This window comes from Vibrio sp. 10N.261.55.C5, assembly GCF_041470505.1.
Lineage (GTDB): Bacteria > Pseudomonadota > Gammaproteobacteria > Enterobacterales > Vibrionaceae > Vibrio > Vibrio crassostreae_C.
Genome location: NZ_JBFRMS010000044.1, coordinates 44,679 through 64,678 on the forward strand (window position 1 = coordinate 44,679; position 20,000 = coordinate 64,678).

Here is a 20,000-nt window from a genome sequence, read left to right on the forward strand (position 1 = left end):
GAAATAAGGCCTTCATTATGAAGGCCTTATTTGTATCTGTAGCTTAATTAACAATTCAAGTAGCTGGTTACATTAACCACTTCCACCAAACAAATACCGCTAGGAAACCAAATAGGTAAACAAGACCTGCTACAGACAACCATTTTAGTTTGCTGCCGATGGCTAGTGCTTCTGGAAGCTTAGCCTTATTCACTAAGATGAAGTTAAGCAGCGCGAAGAATGGCGTAGTCGCAAAGGCAAGCACCATCGCAAAATCAAGCATTGGCATCAGTGCAGCGCTAAAGAACATCACAATAGCCAATGCCGCGATAGAGACAATGATGATCCAGCCTTGCAGCATTCTTGGGCTTGAATCTTTTTTGAATAATAGACGTTGTGATTCAGCAAGCACGCGTGAGTAGCCATCGATAACGGTAATGGTGCTACCAAAGATACAGAAGAAAGCGATAAGAGCGATTAACGGGCGAGACCATTCACCAATTGTCGAAGCGTAGATGCCGACCAATTGATGAGTAAAGCCAACACCGGAGCGAGACAGTTCAACTCCCGAACCGTGAAGTACTAGCGCGCCTAACGCAACGAATACTAAAGCAAGCAGCGCCGTACCAATGTAGCCAACGTTAAAGTCGAACAGCGCTGATTGTGCGGTCACTTCCTGCTTCTCTTTTTGGCTTTTTAGCCACATAGAGGTGATGCTTGATATTTCGATAGGCGCAGGCATCCAACCCATGGTCACCACGATAAAACCAATAGCAGCCAATGACCAAGGCGACGGTGGAACAAAAGCAGCATCAGGTTCGACTGGAGAGCCGATAGCAATGGCGACTGCAGCTAAGGTTGTGATGGTTAAGATCGCCATGATCGCTTTAGATAGTGTATCTAGAGCACGATAATGGCCAGCAAACAGAATGATCAAACAGGTCGCTAAAACGATCATGCACAAGGTGCTAGTGGCTAAATCGAAAGGAACAAAGTAACTGAGTAGGCTTGCACTGAATAATAGCAGGGCAGCGGTATTCACGACCGCAGATATGGCACTCAAGATCGAAAAGATCACAAGGTATGGGCGGCCTAGGTTAGAGTAACCTTCCACCAAGCTTTGACCCGTTCCTAGCGTGTATTGGATGCCGGCTCTGAAGAATGGATATTTAAATACGTTAACGAGGATAATGAGAGCGGCAAGCTGCCAACCATAAATCGCACCCGCCTTGGTTGAGGCGACTAAGTGAGAACCACCTACAGCCGCTGCGGCCATCATAATGCCTGGGCCAAGAGACTTAATTAAACTTGATAGGGGAGCTGAGGTTGGTGTTTTTGTGTTGGTGGTTTTAACCGTACTGTCCATCGTTTTTCCTTTGATGCTGACTTCTTATTATCTGTTACCCTATCAATACCATGTTTTGTAAGGCCGTCAACTTTTATGTACGAAAATATTGAAAATTGTATTTATTTATAAACGAATAAACCGTGAATTATTTGTTCACTAGCAATTAAGAGGCTTCAATGGCGTTAGAACAGTACACACCACCACGTGAACCGTGGATTGATATTGTTTATCAAGATGACGATATTCTTGTGGTGAACAAGCCTGCAGGCCTGCTTTCTGTTCCGGGTAGGTTACCTGAGCATTACGACAGTATGTGGAGTCGCTTGGTTGTCGAATTTCCAGAGATTCAAGTCGTGCATCGATTAGACATGTCGACATCGGGCTTGATGCTGCTCGCTAAACACAAACAAGCTGAGCGTCATTTGAAGAAGCAATTTCAATATCGACTGACACACAAACTCTATTACGCCCGAGTATGGGGTTCAGTAGAAGAAGCAGAAGGTTTGATTGACCTCCCTCTTATTTGCGATTGGCCAAACCGGCCGAAGCAAAAAGTGTGTTTCGAGGATGGTAAATCATCACAGACTCGTTATGTGGTAGAACAGCAAGAACTCCAAACGACTTTACTTAAGTTACTGCCAATTACCGGGCGTTCTCACCAATTGAGAGTGCATTGCATGGAAATAGGCGCACCGATTGTGGGCGATGAGTTTTACGCAACATCAGAAGCATTTGAATACAGTGATAGGTTGGCTTTGCATGCGTGTGAGCTGAGCTTTTATCATCCAGCGAATAATCAATTGTTTAAAGCCTTTGTTCCCTGTGACTTTTATCCTCAAGCATCCCCACAAATCGAACAGCACTTTGAAATTGCGCCAGAGCTTCCAGACTACAGTAAGCTAAAAGCTTAGAATGGAGTCATCAATACCAATTCAAGGACGTACAATGTCGAAGTTGAAAGTGGTCTTTCTCGACAGAGCCACCATCCCATCTCAAATCCATTTAAAACCTCTCAGCTTTGAACATGAGTGGGTCGAGTATGACTTTACTGCTCCAGAACTCGTTGCTGAGCGCGTTGCGGGAGCGGATGTTGTTATCACCAATAAGGTTGTGCTCAACGCTGATAATTTAGCTCAAGCACAACAACTCAAGCTGATCGCGGTGTCAGCGACAGGCGTCAATAATGTCGATGTCGACTACTGCAAGAGTAACAATATCGCAGTGGCTAATGTGCAAGGCTATGCGACTCAGTCGGTACCTGAACATGTGATTGCTATGCTGTTTACGCTAAAACGAAATCTTGTTGGCTACCATCAAGACATTGAAGCCGGCGAGTGGCAAAAGGATAAGCAGTTCTGTTTCTTTACTCACCCTATTCAAGATGTGGCTGGTAGTACATTGGGTTTAATTGGTAGTGGCAGTTTAGGGCAAGCCACCGCAATGTTAGCCAAAGCGATTGGTATGAAGGTGATGTTTGCCGAGCGAAAAGGAGCAGAGTCTTGTCGAGAAGGGTATCTACCTTTTGATACGGTATTGAAGCAAGCGGATGCGATCAGTCTACATTGCCCATTGACTGATGCGACCCAAAATCTGATTTCAGAGCGAGAGCTCACAATGATGAAATCGAGCGCGGTATTAATTAATGCCGGGCGCGGAGGTCTAGTAGATGAACAAGCCCTAGTTGAGGCTTTGAAAAAACATGAGATTGCAGGCGCAGGTATGGATGTGTTTACACAAGAGCCAGCCGACAACTCAAATCCACTATTGGCTAATAGCCACTTACCGAACTTATTACTCACTCCACATGTGGCGTGGGGCAGTGACAGCTCAATTCAAAAACTGTCTGATATCTTAATCGATAATATTGATGGGTTTGTTGAGGGTAATCCGCAGAACTTAGTGAGTTGATTAAAGAATTAAATGGTGCGAACGCAAAACAAAAAAGGTTGGCCTGTAGGCCAACCTTTTTAGATTGTGTGTCGATTAAATGACTTAACCTTGCGGTTTAACCACCAATACATTGATTGGTGAGTTCTGTACTACTTTGCTTGCAACCGAGCCAAGTACCACTTTGTCGATTTTTGAACGCTTATGGCTAGGCATCACGATAAGGTCGGCGCCAAGCTTTTCTGCGTAATCAAGAATCGTCGCGTAGGTTTTACCCTCAGCAACATGAACTTTGTAAACCACTTCATCGTCAATGTGCTTGTCAGCAAACTCTTTCAGCTGATTTTTAACATCAAGCTTCATTTGGTTCGCTGCATCTTTCGGGAAGTAAGACGCCACCATCGACATGTGAATGCCTGGTAGTACGTTCAGAATGTGGATTTCAGCATTGCTGTGTTTTGCGTGCCATACCGCCAGTTCGACTGCCTTATCAGAAAAGCCTTTGTCATTAAGATCTACGGGAACAAGGATCTGTCTATACATGTATTCGTCTCTTTTTGAGCAGCGCTAAGTAAACACCAAACGCTGTAATTATCTTTTCCATGTAGTAAAAAAGCCAAATAGAGTAGAGCGCTACTTGGCTCTATCCATTACGCGCTAATCTCATCCTTACGAGCACGCCTTCTTTGGTTCATTGCTAAACCAATCAAAATCAGTAGGGCAGGCAAGAACACCCACTCTTTCATTGGTCGATCTGCATCTTGGATAACGGATTTAATTTCCCAATCAAAGTCAATACCAGCGGCTTCTGCAGGGCTACCGAACTCAACCATATCAACAATCATTTTGTCGTCAGCTTGTGTCAGCATTAAGCCCATTGAAGCAATACGGTCTTCACTTGTTGTTGCAGAATCTTCAAACGGAAGGCGAACTGTCTTCTCAGAATAGTTACCTTCTAAGTTTTCACCACCTACTCTCAATTCAAGTGATTGTCCCACAGATAGATTCTCTGTGATTTGAGCGATCTCAACTCCAGGTGAAAGAACTTTCTCTGGGTAAATCATGTCCCACCAGAAGCCAGGGCGGAAGAAAGTGAAGGTTAATGCAATAAGCAGCACCGTTTCCCACCACTTGTTCTTGGTGAACCACCAACCTTGTGTTGCAGCTGCGAAGATAAGTACCGCAGTCACAGATGAGAAAATCGTTAGTGCTAAGTGCCACCAAGAATCAATGCCCATCAGTAGTAGTTGAGTATTGAAGATGAACATGAAAGGTAGAATTGCGGTACGGATATCATAGGTGAAGCCTTGGATACCAGTACGAATCGGATCTGATTTCGCAATTGCCGCTGCTGCAAACGCCGCGAGACCTACCGGAGGTGTGTCATCTGCAAGAATACCGAAGTAGAACACGAATAAGTGAACCGCAATCAATGGAATGATCAAGCCGTGCGCAGCGCCTAGGGTCACGATTACCGGAGCCATCAGCGTTGATACAACGATGTAGTTCGCCGTTGTTGGCAAGCCCATACCTAAGATCAAGCTGATTACTGCAGTGAATAGCAACATAAGAATGATGCTACCGCCTGAGATAAACTCAACGAAGTCCGTCATTACTAGACCGATACCCGTTAGAGTCACCACGCCTACAACCGTACCTGCAGCCGCTGTCGCGACACCGATACCAATCATGTTACGTGCGCCTGAAACCAAGCTCTCTGCTAGGTCAACGAAACCAGCTTTGGTTTGCTCTGCAAGATCGTCTGATTTGTTCATCAGAGTCATCAAAGGACGCTGGGTGATCAAGATGAAGATCATGAATACTGTGGCCCAGAAGGCAGATAAACCAGGTGAGAAACGTTCAACCGTCAGACACCAAACTAGCACTACGATAGGCAGTAGGAAGTGTAAACCTGATTTAATCGTTGGGCCTGGATCCGGAACTTCTTTTAGATCAGCATCGATTTCCATGCCGCCTTCAGCTGCGTATTTTGCAGATACGCGAACCAGAGCAACATAAGCGATCAATAGCGCCACAGTTACGATTGGTGTTGCCGCATCGCCAAATACATCTTTCGTCCAACCCACACCGTAGTAAACCGCGGCGCTGATGACACACAGACCTAAAATGGTACCCGTGAAAGACAGTAAGCTTTGTACGATAGTTGGTGTGTGGCGACGAGGTAGGCCAGTCATACCTGCTTTACATGCTTCTAGATGAACAATGTAAATCAGAGCGATGTAAGAGATCAGAGCGGGCAGTAGCGCGGCTTTGATTACTTCTACATACGAAATGCCCACATACTCAACCATCAAGAAGGCTGCTGCACCCATGATAGGTGGTGTTAATTGACCATTGGTTGAAGCCGCGACTTCTACTGCGCCTGCTTTAGTGCCCGGGAAACCAACACGCTTCATTAGCGGGATAGTAAAGGTACCCGTGGTTACCACGTTCGCGATAGATGAACCTGATACCAAACCAGACAGACCTGATGCGACAACGGCTGCTTTCGCTGGGCCGCCTTTCATGTGACCAAGCAGTGAGAATGCAACTTTAATAAAGTAAGCACCGGCGCCAGCACGTTCTAGCATTGCACCAAACAGTACAAACAAGAATACGAATGACGTTGATACGCCAAGTGCCACACCGAATACACCTTCAGTTGTTAGCCACAGATGCGACATTGCCTTGTTCAGGCTCGCACCTTTGTGGGCAATAACGTCCGGCATGTGAGGGCCGCCAAAGGTATAAAGTAGGAATACTGCTGCCACAACCATAAGAGGTGGACCCAAAGCGCGTCGTGTTGCTTCAAGCAGTAAAACCATACCGAATACAGCCGCAACAATATCGAATGTTGTTGGTGCGCCCGATCGCTCAGCGAGTTCAGTATAGAAAATATAGATATAAGAAGCTGAAAAGCTACCTACAAGCGCTAATATCCAATCGACTGCGGGGATGCGATCCCTAGGCGAATTCTTCATGGCTGGATAAGCGGTAAAGGCTAGGAAAATAGCAAACGTAAGGTGAATTGCTCGAGCTTCAGTGTCGTTTAAAATTGCGAAGTTAAAAATGAACGGCAGCGGAGATGCATACCAAAGTTGGAACAGTGACCAACATAGAGGCACAAACCATAAAATACGGCCTTGGATACCACGAGGGCTACGCGCACCAGTATCTGATTGTGCCACCATTTCTTGCACATCTGGAGACGGTGATGTTGTCTGCGTCATGTACTTTATCCTTATTATTGATGGTCTGCCTTTTCTTACGAACAACCAAACGTTATTTATTTCCTATCTAGTGTAGTGAATGGATAGGGAAATGCGTTTTTTGTTCGTCTTTGTCTTAGGCTTGATACGAAGGTAAGTCCTCCAAATTGGAGAAACTTAAAGGGCTGTTCTTTTCACTTAAATTATTTTTATAAAACGTGAAAAGCCAATAAGGAGGGCTAGCCTCCTTATTGGTGTAGTAGGCTTAAAGTAGAGTTACTTTAGAAGGCCCACTTCTTTGTAGTATTTTGCTGCGCCTGGGTGAAGAGGGATAGAGATACCCGCTTTAACCATGTCTTCTTTTTTCAGGTTAGCAAATGCTGGGTGTAGGCGTTTGAAAGTGTCAAAGTTTTCAAATACTGCCTTAGCAACGTTGTATGCAACTTCTTCAGAAACGTCTGAAGTTGTTACCATAGTAGCTGCAACACCGAAGCTGTTTACGTCAGCGTCAGTACCACGGTACATACCAGCAGGAACTGTGCTGTAAGCGTAGTATGGGTTTTCAGCTACGATCTTGTCGATCTGTGGACCTGTTGCTGAAACCAGTTTTGCATCACAAGACGTTGTTGCTTCTTTGATTGATCCGTTCGGGTGACCAACCATGTAGATGAATGCATCAATCTTGTTATCACAAAGTGCTTGTGAACGCTCAGAACCTTTAAGTTCAGAAGCAAGCTTGAAGCTGTCGTTAGTCCAGCCCATAGCGTCCATTACAACACCCATCGTTGCACGGTCACCAGAACCTGGGTTACCAATGTTTACACGCTTACCTGCTAGGTCAGACACATTGTTGATGCCAGCATCAGTACGAGCGATGATGTTGAACGGTTCTGTATGTAGAGAGAACATCGCGCGAAGTTTCTTGTATTCGCCCTGATCTTTGAACTTACTTGTACCGTTGTAGCCGTGGTATTGCCAGTCCGATTGAACAACACCGAAATCTAGTTCACCAGCACGGATGGTGTTAACGTTGTAGATTGAACCACCAGTAGACTCTACAGAACAACGAATGTTGTGGTCTTTGCGGCCCTTGTTCACTAGCTTACAAATCGCACCACCAGTTGGGTAGTAAACACCCGTAACTGAACCAGTACCAATCGTGATGAACTCTTGAGCGTTAACAGCGCCAGCGCCCATTACAGCAGCTGCAATAGCACCAACTTTAATAAGTTTGGTAAATGCCATGAATTTCCCTTCCTTTATTCATTATTAACCCTGAAACAAGTGTAGTTGCTTCAGGAGTTTCCTATTTGGAAACGGCACCTTTTTCAATCCATGTGATGAAAAAGTGGCTGAATAATATCAAAAATTGGCAGAAAATTACTCGAATGTTAAAAGATATAGCTAAAAAATCTAACAAATGATGTCTTGATCTCGTGTTTGATTTGCTACTGAGTTTTTAAAATCAATGGTTTAGTGTGATTTTGGAAGGGAGGTATGGATATTCTAGGATGTGATTTGGATCACGAAGCAAATAGATACTCGTGATCCATTAATAAGGCTGATAGTTATGAAACAGCGATCAATTATCCTGCGTATTCAAACAGTTCACACACTGAATCAAACAGTTGCTTAGTGGTAACCGATAACGTTGGGGTAATGAAGATAGTATCATCACCTGCGACTACGCCCAGTATACCTTCCGACTTACCTAGTGAGTCTAATAAACGAGCAATCAGCTGCGCCGCACCAGGACCTGTGTGTATCACCACCAATGCATTGTTGTGGTCAATATCTAGTACTAATTCTCGTAAAGAGCTAGAAACGGTCGGAACACCTAGCTCAGCAGGAAGACAGTAAACCATCTCCATTTTTGCGTTACGAGTTCGAACGGCACCAAACTTGGTTAACATACGCGAGACTTTAGACTGGTTGATGCTTTCAAAACCTTCGTGTTTTAGGGCATCCACAATTTCGCCTTGTGAGCCAAAACGTTCTTCTTTTAGTAAGGCTTTAAATGCACGAACTAAGTTGTCTTGCTTTTCTGTATTGCGCATATGTCATTCTTATTCATTAACAAAGATGTTTGCATATTCTCGCATACATATTCAATTTTAGCCAAAACATCCCTGTAATTTGTTAGTCATATCACTGTAAATATTTAATAGAATAATGTGTTATTTGCGACGACTTATTTTGTTATTTCAGTCGATTATCGCCATAATGCGAACTTGCTGTGTAGCACGGTTTTATTGACTTGCGCGAAGTCGCAAAGCTAGCGTTAATTGATTGTAATCACTTTGTGATTAATATAGTTTTTTAACTTAGATTTAGCTCAAGAATTACCCTACAAAGAATCTATAAGAGAAAGCTCTCAAGGAGAATAACAATGAAAGTAGCTGTTATTGGTGCCGCTGGTGGCATCGGTCAAGCCCTAGCCCTACTACTTAAGAACCGCCTACCTGCTGGTTCAGATCTTGCACTTTACGACATCGCTCCGGTAACACCGGGTGTTGCTGCCGATCTTAGCCATATCCCAACGCCTGTTTCGATCAAAGGTTACGCGGGTGAAGATCCAACACCAGCACTAGAAGGTGCGGATGTTGTACTTATTTCAGCGGGTGTTGCTCGTAAGCCTGGTATGGATCGTGCGGATCTTTTCAATGTGAACGCTGGCATTGTTAAGTCTCTTGCAGAGAAAATCGCAGTTACTTGTCCGACTGCTTGTGTTGGTATCATTACTAACCCAGTAAACACAACAGTGCCAATCGCGGCTGAAGTACTGAAGAAAGCGGGCGTTTACGACAAGCGTCGTCTATTCGGTATTACGACTCTTGATGTGATTCGTTCTGAAACGTTCGTTGCTGAACTAAAAGACAAAGATCCAGGCGACATCCGTGTTCCTGTTATCGGTGGTCACTCAGGCGTAACGATTCTTCCTCTACTTTCTCAAGTTGAAGGCGTAGAGTTCACTGATGAAGAAATTGCAGCGCTAACGACTCGCATCCAAAATGCAGGTACTGAAGTAGTAGAAGCTAAAGCTGGCGGCGGCAGTGCGACACTGTCTATGGGTCAAGCGGCTTGTCGTTTCGGTCTTGCACTAGTTAAAGCACTTCAAGGTGAAGAAAACGTGATTGAATGTGCATACGTTGAAGGTGAAGGCGAGCACGCTCCATTCTTCGCACAGCCAGTTAAACTAGGCAAAGAGGGCGCTGAAGCGATCCTTAGCTACGGTGAGCTAAGTGACTTCGAACGTAACGCTTTAGATAGCATGCTTGAAACGCTAAATGGTGACATCGAGATTGGTGTTGAATTCGCTAAATAAGCGAAACGCTATTTAACTCAGACTTAAGCTAATTAATAAGGGCCGGTCATTATGATCGGCTTTTTTGATCCTGAAGTTCAAGCTACTCGTATTTAGCTTTACAATTAATGTGAAGGTAAATGTTATGGCTACTGTTCAGAAGGGTATGAATGTCGAATATTTGGGGCACTTAGGAAAAGTATTGGTAATTGATGAGCAAGAGCAGTACGCGCTAGTAGAGACTTACAACGGGCAAGAGCAGTACGCGGTGCCAATGGAAGAGCTTGAAGAGATTGAAGCACAACTGCCGTTATCATTAGAAGCCAGTCGATATTGAATTTGGCTCACCTACAAATATTTGTTGAAAACCAAAAAAAAGAGCCCTGAGGCTCTTTTTGTTATTTATATAGAAGCTAGAAGCTAGAAGCTAGAAGCGAGTTGTCTATTAACCTGCTTACTTACTGCGTTTAACAGCTAAGTGTGCGAGCGTGGTTAGCGCTTGCTTATATTCAGAGTCAGGAAGTACAGAAAGCTCAGCGATGGCTTTATCGGCCTCTTCGTAGGCTTTATTTGTTGTGTACTCTAAAGAGCCTGTCTCTTTCATTACAGCCATAATGTCGTCAAGACGTTCCATGCCGTTCGCTTTCTCAATCGCTTCACGAATCATGCTTGCTTGTTCAGGAGAGCCATTATGCATTGCGTAAAGTAGAGGAAGCGTTGGTTTGCCTTCGGCAAGATCGTCACCAACGTTTTTACCCATCTCTTTACCATCTGCAGTGTAATCCATCACATCGTCAATCAGTTGGAATGCGGTGCCTAGGTATTTACCATAGTTCTGCATTGCTGTTTCGATCTCTGGTGATGACTCAGTAAGAATCGCGCCGATTTGGGTCGCAGCTTCGAACAAACGAGCAGTCTTAGAGTAGATCACCTGCATGTAGCTTTCTTCTGTGGTGTCTGGGTTATTGCAGTTCATTAATTGTTGAACTTCACCCTCGGCAATCACGTTTACCGCTTCACTCATTAACTCAAGGATCTTTAAGGATCCTAGCGTTGTCATCATTTGGAATGAGCGTGTGTAGATAAAGTCACCCACCAAAACGCTAGCGGCATTACCAAAAGCGGCATTGGCCGTCGCTTTACCACGTCTCATGTCCGATTCGTCGACAACGTCGTCATGAAGCAGGGTTGCGGTGTGAATAAACTCGATAAAGGCTGCAGAGGTGATATGAGCTTCACCTTGGTAACCAAGTGCGCGGGCAGATAAAAGAGCAAGCAAAGGGCGTAGGCGCTTTCCACCACCGCTAACGATATAAAAACCAAGCTGGTTGATTAAACTTACGTCAGAATTAAGTTGGGCTTGAATTGTTTCATTCACTTTTGCCATATCATTGGCAGTAAGCGTTTGGATAGCTTTAAAATCCATTGTTCATCCGGCTGAAGTTAGACCCTGTAAGGCTTATACGTTGTATTCAATTGTTGAATAATACACTAAAAAACGTTGATTAATACATCGCTAAAGGGCATGATTGCCACACTTTTCTTTGGCGAACAGGTTTTCGCCAATTTTTTAAAAATATGGCTTGTCATAGCGCCATGATTCCCGTAGAATCTGCGCCCTATTGATTAGTTTAGCGCACACCCGAGTTGTACAATTAACAACCATAGGCTGTGCGGAAAAAGCGGAGTAAAATATGTACGCTGTTTTCCAATCTGGTGGCAAACAACACCGAGTAAGCGAAGGTCAAACACTTCGTTTAGAGAAATTAGACGTTGAAACTGGTGCAACTGTTGAATTTGATAAAGTTCTTCTTGTTGCTAACGGCGAAGAAATCGCTGTTGGTGCACCTCTTGTTGAAGGTGGCAAGGTTACTGCAGAAGTAGTACAACACGGTCGTGGCGATAAAGTAAAAATCGTTAAGTTCCGTCGTCGTAAGCACTCGCGTAAGCAAGCTGGTCACCGTCAGTGGTTCACTGAAGTGAAAATCACTGGCATTAACGCTTAAGTATTAGGAGAGTTTAACAATGGCACATAAAAAAGCTGGCGGTTCTACTAATAACGGCCGCGATTCAGAAAGCAAACGTCTTGGTGTTAAGCGTTTTGGTGGTGAATCTGTTCTTGCAGGTAACATCATCGTTCGTCAACGTGGTACTAAGTTCCACGCTGGCACAAACGTTGGCATCGGTAAAGACCACACTCTTTTCGCTCTTACTGAAGGTAAAGTGAAATTTGCTGTTAAAGGTCCTAAAAACCGTAAGTTTGTAAGCATCGAAGCTGAGTAATTTAATCTTTAACTAGATTATTTTATTAGCTTTCAAGCTGAATTCAAAAGCCCTGCCGATTCGGCAGGGTTTTTTATTTATAGCAAGAATAAAAAAGCAGACGCTCTTGTTTTGGTTTTGAGAAGCCGTTTTATTTTTTGATAAACAGATTAGTTTTTAAGAAGTCGTTTGTTTTTAAGAAATAAGAAGCAAAGAACCTCTCCTTATTTGTTCCTTGGTTGCAGGTCGGCCTAGATCTTAGGTGATCGATCTAAACACGGATCTGCTAGAATTTATATCACTCCTTGATGAGTGGTAACGCAACGTAAGTGCGGAGTTAAAAAATGAAATTCGTTGATGAAGCGGTAGTAAAAATAGAAGCCGGTGATGGCGGTAATGGTACAGTTAGCTTTTGGCGCGAAAAATTCGTCGCTAAAGGTGGTCCTGATGGCGGCGACGGTGGTGACGGCGGTGATGTTTACATCCAAGCGGATGAGAACTTAAACACACTGATCGATTACCGTTTCCAACGTTTTTACAATGCAGAGCGTGGCGAGAATGGTCGCGGCGGTAACTGTACTGGTAAACGTGGTAAAGACATTACGCTGAAAGTACCAGTTGGTACGCGTGCAGTTGATATCCACACCAACGAAATCGTTGCTGAAGTTGCTGAACACGGCAAGAAAGTAATGGTTGGTAAAGGTGGTTGGCACGGTCTTGGTAACACACGTTTTAAATCGTCTGTTAACCGCGCTCCTCGTCAAAAGACAATGGGTACTAAAGGCGAAGTTCGTGAACTGCGTTTAGAGCTTCTTCTATTAGCTGACGTTGGTATGCTTGGCCTACCAAACGCAGGTAAATCTACTTTTATTCGTTCAGTATCTGCTGCGAAACCAAAAGTGGCTGATTACCCGTTCACTACTTTGATCCCAAGCTTGGGTGTGGTAAGTGTTGTCCCTGAAAAGAGCTTCGTTGTTGCCGATATCCCAGGACTAATCGAAGGCGCAGCTGATGGCGCTGGCCTTGGTATCCGATTCCTTAAGCACCTTGAGCGTTGTCGTGTTCTTCTGCATATGATCGACATTATGCCGATCGATCAATCTGATCCTATTCAGAATGCACTAACGATCATCGATGAGCTTGAGCAATACAGTGAAAAAGTTTCACAAAAACCTCGCTGGTTAGTGTTCAATAAAGTTGACCTAATGCCAGAAGACGAAGCAGACGAAAAGATTCAAGAAATCATCGATGCTTTGGGCTGGGAAGGCGAGTACTTCAAGATCTCTGCTGTGAATAAAATCGGCACCAAAGATCTTTGCTTCAAACTAGGTGAGTTTATGGAAAACCTACCTCGTGAAGTTGTAGAAGTTGAAGAAGAAGAAAAAGTAGACTTTATGTGGGATGACTACCATAAAGATGCGATGAGCGGTAAGAATGTCGTTACTGAAGATGACGACGATTGGGACGATTGGGATGACGAAGAGGATGACGGCCATGTTATCTATGTTCGTGACTAATCCTCTTAGTTTCTCATAACGCATCGGTCGCTTCTTACAAGTACACTGATAGTTTTATTAAACCGCAATGAAAATTGCGGTTTTTTTGTATCTAAATCATGACGTCTTACTGTTTTTTATGCAAAATTTATCTTTAGATAATTAACGCCTATGGGAAGGAAATCATGGCATCAAAGCAAAGAGCGATCTCAAGACTCGTCGCTCAATCAGGACAAATGTTATTGGCGCACGGGGCAGAGAGCACACTGGTCGGCGATATCATGCGTCGCATCGGTATTGCTTGTGGGGTGAATGAGGTTGAAGTCGCACTGTCAGCCAATGCGCTTGTTGTAACTACCGTAATGGATGATCACTGTATTACCACTACTCGAAGTTGTGCTGATCGTGGCATTAACATGCAGGTTATCACCGACATTCAACGCATTTGCATCATGATGGAGAAGGGAATTCTCGATTATGATTTGGCGTATAAAAAGATTCAAAACATCAGCCCCGAGCGCTACAACCGTTGGTTAGTGGTTGTGATGATAGGGTTGTCGTGCGCCTCTTTTAGCCACCTTGCGGGCGGAGACTGGCAAGTCTTCATGATGACTTTTATTGCTTCAGCTTGCGGTATGATCGTCAGGCAAGAGATTGGGCACCGCCATTTCAATCCGCTATTAAACTTTGCTATCACAGCATTCGTTACCACGACCATTTCAGCTCAAGCCGTACTTTACAATATTGGCGGCCAACCCACGATCGTGATGGCTTCATCTGTATTAATGTTAGTACCTGGTTTTCCTCTGATTAACTCCGTCGCTGATATGCTTAAAGGCCATATTAATATGGGGTTAGCGCGCTTTACCATGGCCAGCTTATTAACTCTGGCGACGAGCTTGGGCATTGTCGCGGCGATGAGTCTATCAGATGTTTGGGGGTGGGCAAGCTAATGAGTATTTTCGAACTGTTTTTAGGTCTGCTCAACGATATGTTTTTCGCCGCTATTCCTGCGGTTGGGTTTGCATTGGTGTTTAACGTTCCGCAACGTGCTTTAATTTATTGTGCACTCGGTGGTTCTATCGGTCATGGTAGCCGGTATCTGATGATGCACTTTGGTATTCCAATCGAATGGGCGACGTTCTTCGCCGCAACCGTGGTTGGTATGATAGGGGTTCATTGGTCACATAAACTGTTAGCACATCCGAAGGTGTTTACGGTTGCAGCTCTAATTCCTATGGTGCCAGGTGTGTTCGCCTTCAAGGCGATGATTGCGATGGTGGAGATTAACAGGGCAGGCTACACGCCTGAGTTGTTGGCAATGTTGATGGAGAACTTTTTAAAATCGATGTTCATTATCGCTGGACTGGCGGTTGGCTTGGCGGTGCCTGGGCTACTCTTTTATAGAAGAAGACCGATAGTATAATCGCATAATGATTTACCCTATGAGGGAAATCGGTATAATCTGTGTCTCAGAAATTACAGAGGTATAGAGTTGTGAAAATTAGCTTAATTGCAGCTATGGCTCATGGTGGGAAAATTGACAAGGAAAATGGTTTTTATTTACCTGAAGCTGGTGACAGAATTATTGGTAAAGAGAATGCCATGCCATGGCACTTACCTGCTGATTTTGCTTGGTTTAAAAAACACACTCTAGGAAAACCAGTAATTATGGGGCGTAGAACTTATGATTCTATAGGTCGCCCTCTTCCTGGAAGACAGAATATAGTTATAAGTCGTGATCCTGAGTTATCCATCGATGGGGTAACGACAGTTACATCTACAGAGGAAGCTCTAAAAGCTGTTGGAGACGTTGAAGAGGTAATGGTTATAGGTGGCGGTTCTATATATGAATCTTACCTTCCTATAGCAAATAAACTATATCTAACATTTATTGAAGCGGAAATTGAAGGTGATACTCGCTTTCCTAGCTGGGGAAGTGAAGGTTGGACTTGTGAGTATGATGAATATTACACTCATGATGCTAAGAACCGATTTGATATGCACTTTGTTATATTAGAGCGATAATTTTTAGTAGGGCTTGATTTATTGAAATATAAAACAGGCCCTATATTAAACTATAGTTAGAGCTTTTTGAGTGAAAAACTGTTTATCTTCCCAGCGAAGAATTGTCAATTCACCTCCCCAGACGCATCCAGTATCAAGTCCAATTACGTCTTTTCCGTTATAGCCTTCAAGCGCAGCCCAGTGTCCAAAAACAACGGTTTTATCGAGCTTTATGCGTTGCGGAAGGTCAAACCATGGCACTAATGGTTCATCGGTAATCTCATTCGGTGGTAGCTTACATGCCATGTCGAGACGGCCATCTTCAAAACAGAAACGCATTCTTGTCAGGCTATTGATCGCATAGCGATAGCGCTCAATATCATGTAAATCCTGATGCCATAAATCAGGCGCGTTGCTGTACATGTTTTCGATTAGCCATTGCCATTTATCGGACTTTAACAAGGATACGATCTCTCGATTTTCAACACGTGCTCTTTCTAGATTCCACTGCGGTGAGATACCCGCATGGCACATCACGAACTCTGGGTGTTCTTGAAGCAAAGGCTGTTGTCTTAACCATTCGATTAGCAGTTCACGATCTTCAGCATCAAGAATCGCTTGAGTCTTATCTTTTGGTTTCGCTGGAAATAGTCCTAAGGACACCGCCAGAAGATGTAAGTCGTGGTTGCCTAATACAACCTTAGCTGCGTCACCAAGGTTACGAATAAAGCGTAACGTCTCCAATGATTTAGGGCCTCGAGCAACTAAGTCTCCAGCGACCCATAAAGTATCTTGGTGTTTATCAAAGTTAATTTTTTCAAGTAGTCCTTGAAGTTCGTCGAAGCACCCTTGGATGTCTCCGACAATGTAATTCGACACAATAATTTCCTGTAGATACGGATGTACGGCTAATTAAGAATATTAGGGATTGCGAGTCTGAATGGGTCAACTTCGGTAATAAAATCAATGCCCTTGTTATCGGTCATCACATAGTGACCTTGCATAACGCCAACAGGGGTTTCGATGACCGTACCACTTGTGTAGGTGTACTCGTCGTTGGCTTCAATCACGGGTTGTTGGCCAACTACACCATCACCCTCAATGGTGAGCTGCTTGCCGTTAGAGTCGGTAATTAACCAGCGGCGAGACATAAGTTGCACCGTTGTTTTACTTAGATTTTTGATGGTAATAATGTAGGCGAAGACATAACGATTCTTCGTTGGCTCAGATTGTTCTTCTATGTACTTAGAGTGAACCTGGCATTTGATACAAGGCGTAGATATATCCATATTCGCACCTTTTGTTGTTGATATACTTAATGTAATTAAAGTATTACATAAAAAAGGCTCCTAACCGAAGTGTAGGAGCCTTTTTTATTTATTTGTCAGCGTTATGACTGTCGTACAACCAGTTTGCCATGTCGACAAACTGCTCGAGCGTTAAGTTCTCAGGACGCATGCTTGGGTTGATACCTAGCTCTTCAAGCACTTCCTTATCGATTAAGCTCTTGTAGCAGTTACGAACTGTTTTACGACGTTGGTTAAAGCCTTCACGACAGACGCGATCTAGCCATTTCAGATCTTTTGCCGGATAAGGCAGCACTTCGTATGGCTGTAGGCGCACGACTGCTGAGTCTACTTTCGGTGGCGGAACGAAGGCCGTTGGTGGAACTTCTAACACAGGCGTTACTTTACAGTAGTATTGAGCCATTACAGTAAGACGACCGTAAGCTTTACTGCCAGGGCCAGCAGCTAGACGGTTAACCACTTCTTTTTGAAGCATAAAGTGCATGTCTTGCACGTCTTTATGGAATTCAAAAAGGTGGAACATCAATGGTGTAGAGATGTTATATGGCAAGTTACCAAAGATGCGTAGCTTATTGTTTGGCTTAACCAGTTCTTGGAAATCGAACTTCATCGCATCGCCTTCACGGATCGTTAGCTTGTCCGCAAGATCTGGATGGTTACGAAGACGTTCTGCAAGGTCTCTATCCAATTCGATAACAGTAAATTTATCGACAAGCTTACCCACAGGCTCAGTAATTGCGCCTAGACCAGGACCGATCTCTACCAAGTTTTGACCTGGTAGTGGGTTAATACTCGATACGATGCCATCAATAATGTATGGATCGTTAAGGAAGTTTTGACCAAAACGTTTACGCGCTTTGTGCCCTAAGTGGACATCATTTCTCATTGCTTTTTCTCTACTAATTCAATGGCGTGCGTGAGCGCTGTTCTAAAGCTCCCTGTATCGGCTTGGCCTTTCCCTGCCAAGTCTAAGGCGGTACCGTGGTCGACTGATGTGCGAATAAACGGTAAGCCAAGCGTGATGTTCACTGAGCGACCAAACCCTTTGTATTTCAATACCGGGAGTACTTGGTCGTGATACATACCTAAAACAGCATCTGCATCTTGCAAATATTTTTCATTAAAGATGGTGTCTGCTGGCAATGGGCCAACTAAATTGATGCCATCTTTTTGGCGAATTTTTTCTAGCGTCGGGGTGATAGTTTCAATCTCTTCACGCCCTAAACAACCATCTTCACCAGCATGTGGATTCAAGCCACACACATAGATAGTTGGTTTCTCAATAGCAAATTTTTCAACCAAGTCTTTATTTAGAATAGCAATAATTTGCTCTAATCTGTCTTCGGTCACAGCTTGAGATACATAAGCTAGTGGGATGTGCGTTGTTACTAGCGCAACACGCAGCCCTTCAGTTGCCAACATCATCACCACCAGTGGTGTATTGGACTTCTCTGCAAAGAACTCGGTATGGCCGCTAAAAGCAACGCCAGCTCGGTTAATTACACCCTTGTGAACGGGGCCGGTGACAATAGCATCAAATTCATCATTCATACAGCCAATTGCTGCGGTTTCTAAAGTATTTAATACGTAATGACCATTAGCCTCATTGAGTTGACCTGCAACTGCCGTTTCAGCAAGTGGAACGTGTTTCACTACCAGTGTGCCAGCGCGTTGCGGTTGCTTAGCTGCATTTGCATCGTAGTCCAGAAGATCGACTTCGATACCAAGAATTTTAGCTCGCTCGGATAGCAGTGTTTTATCAGCACAAACCACGAGTTGATGAGGCCAACTTTCTTGAGATAGAGCCAAAGTTAAATCTGGGCCTATCCCTGCTGGTTCACCTGCGGTTATGACAATACGTTTAGTTGTTGTCATCTTGGTCGTCCTCAACCATCTCAACAAAGGCACTTGCTCTTACTTCTTGTAGCCAAGCACCAGCTTCTTCGTTGAATTTACGGTTAAATAGAATTTGGTAAGCTTTGTTTTTCAAAGCTGAATCGGTACGGTCGACTTCGCGACGGTCTAGTACTTCAACAATGTGCCAACCGTGTACGGTTTTGAATGGCGCACTGATTTTGCCTTCTGGTAGCGTTTCTACTTGGTGTTTGAATTCTGGTACATACAAATCTGGTGTTTGGTAGCCTAGCTCACCATCTTGTACTGCAGAACCTGGATCTTGGCTGTATTGCTGTGCAAGGTCGCCAAAGCTCGCTTCACCTGCGTTTACGCGGCGCGTGATCTTTTCAAGTTGTTCTTTCGCGCCATCGTCACTCAAGATTACGGTTGGCTTAATCAAGATATGACGAGCATTCACTTCCGTTACTGCTACGGTTTCTAAGCCTTTCACATCTTCAATTTTTAGAATGTGGAAACCTACACCGCTACGGAAAGGACCGATGATGCTGCCTTTATTTTGCATTTTGATCTGGTCAGCAAAAATGGTTGGCATCTCTTCTTTACGCATCCAACCCCAATCACCACCTTGCAGCGCTTTAGGACCCTTAGAGTAAGTATATGCCATGGTGCTGAAATCTTTGCCTGAGTTCAGTTCTTCAACCAGTTCAGTAGCTTGAGCTTCTAACTCTTCTTTGGTTTGGTCATCATTAAAGCGCAGTTGAATGTGGCCAATTTTATATTGAACGGTCGCGTTAGTCTCTTGCGCTAAGATATCTGCTAGGTTATCAACTTCCGCAGGAAGAATATTGATACGGCGACGAACTAAGGCGTTACGAGCTTCACTTGCTGCAATCTCTTTTCTTACTTGCTCTCGAAATGCATTGTAGCTAAGGCCTTCTTCAGCAACCGATGCGGTAAGTTGTTCTACCGTTTGGTTGTTGTCTTTAGCGATACCTTCAATTGCTTGATCAAGTCGAGCATCATCAATACGAACACCGATACGTTCTGCTTCTTGAGTTTGAATAGTATCGATGATCAGTTTTTCTAGTACTTGCTCATTGAGCACATCTTGCGATGGCAGTGTTTGACCGCTTTTTTTTGCGTTGGCACGCAGTGTCTTCATCGAAGCATCGATGTCGCTTTGTAAGATAACGCCTTCGTTAACGATAACTTTTACGCTGTCTAGCTCAACCGGTGCTGCAAAGCTTGTTGATAAAGTACAAGTCGCTGCAATAGCAATTAATGTGCGTTTCCACAATGTCATGTGTAATCCTTTAAATTTACTGATTTCTTATCAGTAAAGAA

The 20,000-nt window shown here is 44.0% G+C and carries 21 protein-coding genes; 10 read left to right on the plus strand and 11 right to left on the minus strand.

The window, feature by feature from the left end; all coding sequences use genetic code 11:
* Positions 1-67: 67 nt before the first annotated feature.
* Entirely contained in the window at positions 68-1,345 is a 1,278-nt protein-coding gene (locus tag AB4263_RS16180) for an NRAMP family divalent metal transporter (protein WP_017061369.1), read from the minus strand.
* A 158-nt stretch (positions 1,346-1,503) separates the two neighbouring features.
* On the opposite strand from AB4263_RS16180, the gene rluA reads away from it, so the two are divergent.
* Together rluA and AB4263_RS16190 are read left to right on the plus strand one after the other, a co-directional pair.
* Positions 1,504-2,238, plus strand: coding sequence for a bifunctional tRNA pseudouridine(32) synthase/23S rRNA pseudouridine(746) synthase RluA (rluA, locus tag AB4263_RS16185; protein WP_017071551.1), 735 nt, complete (start codon positions 1,504-1,506; stop codon positions 2,236-2,238).
* A gap of 34 nt (positions 2,239-2,272) precedes the next feature.
* Positions 2,273-3,235, plus strand: a complete 963-nt coding sequence (locus AB4263_RS16190; RefSeq protein WP_372098528.1) for a D-2-hydroxyacid dehydrogenase — start codon at positions 2,273-2,275, stop codon at positions 3,233-3,235.
* A gap of 84 nt (positions 3,236-3,319) precedes the next feature.
* On the opposite strand, the gene AB4263_RS16195 is transcribed toward AB4263_RS16190, so the two are convergent.
* The 4 genes from AB4263_RS16195 to argR all read right to left on the minus strand — a co-directional run bounded on the left by AB4263_RS16195 (position 3,320) and on the right by argR (position 8,480).
* On the minus strand, positions 3,320-3,757 hold the full coding sequence (locus AB4263_RS16195) for a universal stress protein (protein ID WP_017630727.1): 438 nt from the start codon (positions 3,755-3,757) through the stop codon (positions 3,320-3,322).
* A 107-nt stretch (positions 3,758-3,864) separates the two neighbouring features.
* Entirely contained in the window at positions 3,865-6,444 is a 2,580-nt protein-coding gene (locus tag AB4263_RS16200) for a TRAP transporter permease (protein WP_372098529.1), read from the minus strand.
* A 255-nt stretch (positions 6,445-6,699) separates the two neighbouring features.
* Positions 6,700-7,668 carry a TAXI family TRAP transporter solute-binding subunit gene (locus AB4263_RS16205; protein WP_017061374.1) on the minus strand — a complete coding sequence of 323 codons (969 nt, stop codon included), beginning with the start codon at positions 7,666-7,668 and terminating at the stop codon, positions 6,700-6,702.
* Positions 7,669-8,009: 341 nt separating this feature from the next.
* A complete protein-coding gene (argR, locus tag AB4263_RS16210; protein WP_004740827.1) occupies positions 8,010-8,480 on the minus strand; it encodes a transcriptional regulator ArgR in 471 nt (156 codons plus the stop codon).
* A 332-nt stretch (positions 8,481-8,812) separates the two neighbouring features.
* Between argR and mdh the strand changes: the two genes are divergently transcribed.
* Positions 8,813-9,748, plus strand: coding sequence for a malate dehydrogenase (gene mdh / locus AB4263_RS16215; protein ID WP_009847834.1), 936 nt, complete (start codon positions 8,813-8,815; stop codon positions 9,746-9,748).
* Positions 9,749-9,872: 124 nt separating this feature from the next.
* The gene (locus AB4263_RS16220) at positions 9,873-10,064 is read left to right on the plus strand and encodes a hypothetical protein (RefSeq protein ID WP_017068805.1); all 192 of its coding nucleotides are present in this window, start codon (positions 9,873-9,875) and stop codon (positions 10,062-10,064) included.
* 117 nt (positions 10,065-10,181) lie between these two features.
* Here the strand turns inward: AB4263_RS16220 and ispB are convergent, their stop codons facing one another.
* Positions 10,182-11,153, minus strand: a complete 972-nt coding sequence (ispB, locus tag AB4263_RS16225) for an octaprenyl diphosphate synthase (protein WP_017061376.1) — start codon at positions 11,151-11,153, stop codon at positions 10,182-10,184.
* A gap of 268 nt (positions 11,154-11,421) precedes the next feature.
* Here ispB and rplU point away from each other — a divergent pair, with 268 nt between their 5' ends.
* The 6 genes from rplU to folA all read left to right on the plus strand — a co-directional run bounded on the left by rplU (position 11,422) and on the right by folA (position 15,513).
* On the plus strand, positions 11,422-11,733 hold the full coding sequence (rplU, locus tag AB4263_RS16230) for a 50S ribosomal protein L21 (RefSeq protein WP_004740823.1): 312 nt from the start codon (positions 11,422-11,424) through the stop codon (positions 11,731-11,733).
* 19 nt (positions 11,734-11,752) lie between these two features.
* A complete protein-coding gene (rpmA, locus tag AB4263_RS16235; RefSeq protein ID WP_004735905.1) occupies positions 11,753-12,010 on the plus strand; it encodes a 50S ribosomal protein L27 in 258 nt (85 codons plus the stop codon).
* 323 nt (positions 12,011-12,333) lie between these two features.
* Positions 12,334-13,506 carry an Obg family GTPase CgtA gene (cgtA, locus tag AB4263_RS16240; RefSeq protein ID WP_017061377.1) on the plus strand — a complete coding sequence of 391 codons (1,173 nt, stop codon included), beginning with the start codon at positions 12,334-12,336 and terminating at the stop codon, positions 13,504-13,506.
* Between the two features lie 164 nt (positions 13,507-13,670).
* Complete coding sequence (locus AB4263_RS16245; RefSeq protein WP_017061378.1) at positions 13,671-14,438, plus strand: threonine/serine exporter ThrE family protein; 768 nt, start codon at positions 13,671-13,673, stop codon at positions 14,436-14,438.
* Positions 14,438-14,911, plus strand: a complete 474-nt coding sequence (locus AB4263_RS16250; RefSeq protein ID WP_017062945.1) for a threonine/serine exporter family protein — start codon at positions 14,438-14,440, stop codon at positions 14,909-14,911. The genes AB4263_RS16245 and AB4263_RS16250 overlap by 1 nt, the downstream gene beginning before the upstream one ends.
* Positions 14,912-14,982: 71 nt before the next feature.
* Positions 14,983-15,513 (plus strand): type 3 dihydrofolate reductase, encoded by a 531-nt coding sequence (folA, locus tag AB4263_RS16255; RefSeq protein WP_372051227.1) that lies wholly within the window; start codon positions 14,983-14,985, stop codon positions 15,511-15,513.
* Between the two features lie 45 nt (positions 15,514-15,558).
* Here folA and AB4263_RS16260 read toward each other — a convergent pair whose 3' ends face one another.
* From AB4263_RS16260 to surA, 5 genes are all read right to left on the minus strand, one after another.
* A complete protein-coding gene (locus tag AB4263_RS16260; RefSeq protein WP_136979298.1) occupies positions 15,559-16,371 on the minus strand; it encodes a symmetrical bis(5'-nucleosyl)-tetraphosphatase in 813 nt (270 codons plus the stop codon).
* Between the two features lie 29 nt (positions 16,372-16,400).
* Complete coding sequence (gene apaG, locus AB4263_RS16265; protein WP_004735899.1) at positions 16,401-16,781, minus strand: Co2+/Mg2+ efflux protein ApaG; 381 nt, start codon at positions 16,779-16,781, stop codon at positions 16,401-16,403.
* A gap of 88 nt (positions 16,782-16,869) precedes the next feature.
* Positions 16,870-17,685 (minus strand): 16S rRNA (adenine(1518)-N(6)/adenine(1519)-N(6))-dimethyltransferase RsmA, encoded by an 816-nt coding sequence (gene rsmA, locus AB4263_RS16270; RefSeq protein WP_017062942.1) that lies wholly within the window; start codon positions 17,683-17,685, stop codon positions 16,870-16,872.
* Entirely contained in the window at positions 17,682-18,674 is a 993-nt protein-coding gene (gene pdxA, locus AB4263_RS16275) for a 4-hydroxythreonine-4-phosphate dehydrogenase PdxA (protein WP_017062941.1), read from the minus strand. The genes rsmA and pdxA overlap by 4 nt, the downstream gene beginning before the upstream one ends.
* The gene (surA, locus tag AB4263_RS16280; RefSeq protein ID WP_136979300.1) at positions 18,661-19,959 is read right to left on the minus strand and encodes a peptidylprolyl isomerase SurA; all 1,299 of its coding nucleotides are present in this window, start codon (positions 19,957-19,959) and stop codon (positions 18,661-18,663) included. Before surA ends, pdxA begins: the two co-directional genes overlap by 14 nt.
* Between the last annotated feature and the right edge of the window lie 41 nt (positions 19,960-20,000).

Coding starts and splice junctions, on each gene's coding strand:
- AB4263_RS16180 (WP_017061369.1), bottom strand. CDS start 1,345: ATGGACAGTACGGTTAAAACCACCAACACAAAAACACCAACCTCAGCT.
- rluA (WP_017071551.1), top strand. CDS start 1,504: ATGGCGTTAGAACAGTACACACCACCACGTGAACCGTGGATTGATATT.
- AB4263_RS16190 (WP_372098528.1), top strand. CDS start 2,273: ATGTCGAAGTTGAAAGTGGTCTTTCTCGACAGAGCCACCATCCCATCT.
- AB4263_RS16195 (WP_017630727.1), bottom strand. CDS start 3,757: ATGTATAGACAGATCCTTGTTCCCGTAGATCTTAATGACAAAGGCTTT.
- AB4263_RS16200 (WP_372098529.1), bottom strand. CDS start 6,444: ATGACGCAGACAACATCACCGTCTCCAGATGTGCAAGAAATGGTGGCA.
- AB4263_RS16205 (WP_017061374.1), bottom strand. CDS start 7,668: ATGGCATTTACCAAACTTATTAAAGTTGGTGCTATTGCAGCTGCTGTA.
- argR (WP_004740827.1), bottom strand. CDS start 8,480: ATGCGCAATACAGAAAAGCAAGACAACTTAGTTCGTGCATTTAAAGCC.
- mdh (WP_009847834.1), top strand. CDS start 8,813: ATGAAAGTAGCTGTTATTGGTGCCGCTGGTGGCATCGGTCAAGCCCTA.
- AB4263_RS16220 (WP_017068805.1), top strand. CDS start 9,873: ATGGCTACTGTTCAGAAGGGTATGAATGTCGAATATTTGGGGCACTTA.
- ispB (WP_017061376.1), bottom strand. CDS start 11,153: ATGGATTTTAAAGCTATCCAAACGCTTACTGCCAATGATATGGCAAAA.
- rplU (WP_004740823.1), top strand. CDS start 11,422: ATGTACGCTGTTTTCCAATCTGGTGGCAAACAACACCGAGTAAGCGAA.
- rpmA (WP_004735905.1), top strand. CDS start 11,753: ATGGCACATAAAAAAGCTGGCGGTTCTACTAATAACGGCCGCGATTCA.
- cgtA (WP_017061377.1), top strand. CDS start 12,334: ATGAAATTCGTTGATGAAGCGGTAGTAAAAATAGAAGCCGGTGATGGC.
- AB4263_RS16245 (WP_017061378.1), top strand. CDS start 13,671: ATGGCATCAAAGCAAAGAGCGATCTCAAGACTCGTCGCTCAATCAGGA.
- AB4263_RS16250 (WP_017062945.1), top strand. CDS start 14,438: ATGAGTATTTTCGAACTGTTTTTAGGTCTGCTCAACGATATGTTTTTC.
- apaG (WP_004735899.1), bottom strand. CDS start 16,781: ATGGATATATCTACGCCTTGTATCAAATGCCAGGTTCACTCTAAGTAC.
- rsmA (WP_017062942.1), bottom strand. CDS start 17,685: ATGAGAAATGATGTCCACTTAGGGCACAAAGCGCGTAAACGTTTTGGT.
- pdxA (WP_017062941.1), bottom strand. CDS start 18,674: ATGACAACAACTAAACGTATTGTCATAACCGCAGGTGAACCAGCAGGG.
- surA (WP_136979300.1), bottom strand. CDS start 19,959: ATGACATTGTGGAAACGCACATTAATTGCTATTGCAGCGACTTGTACT.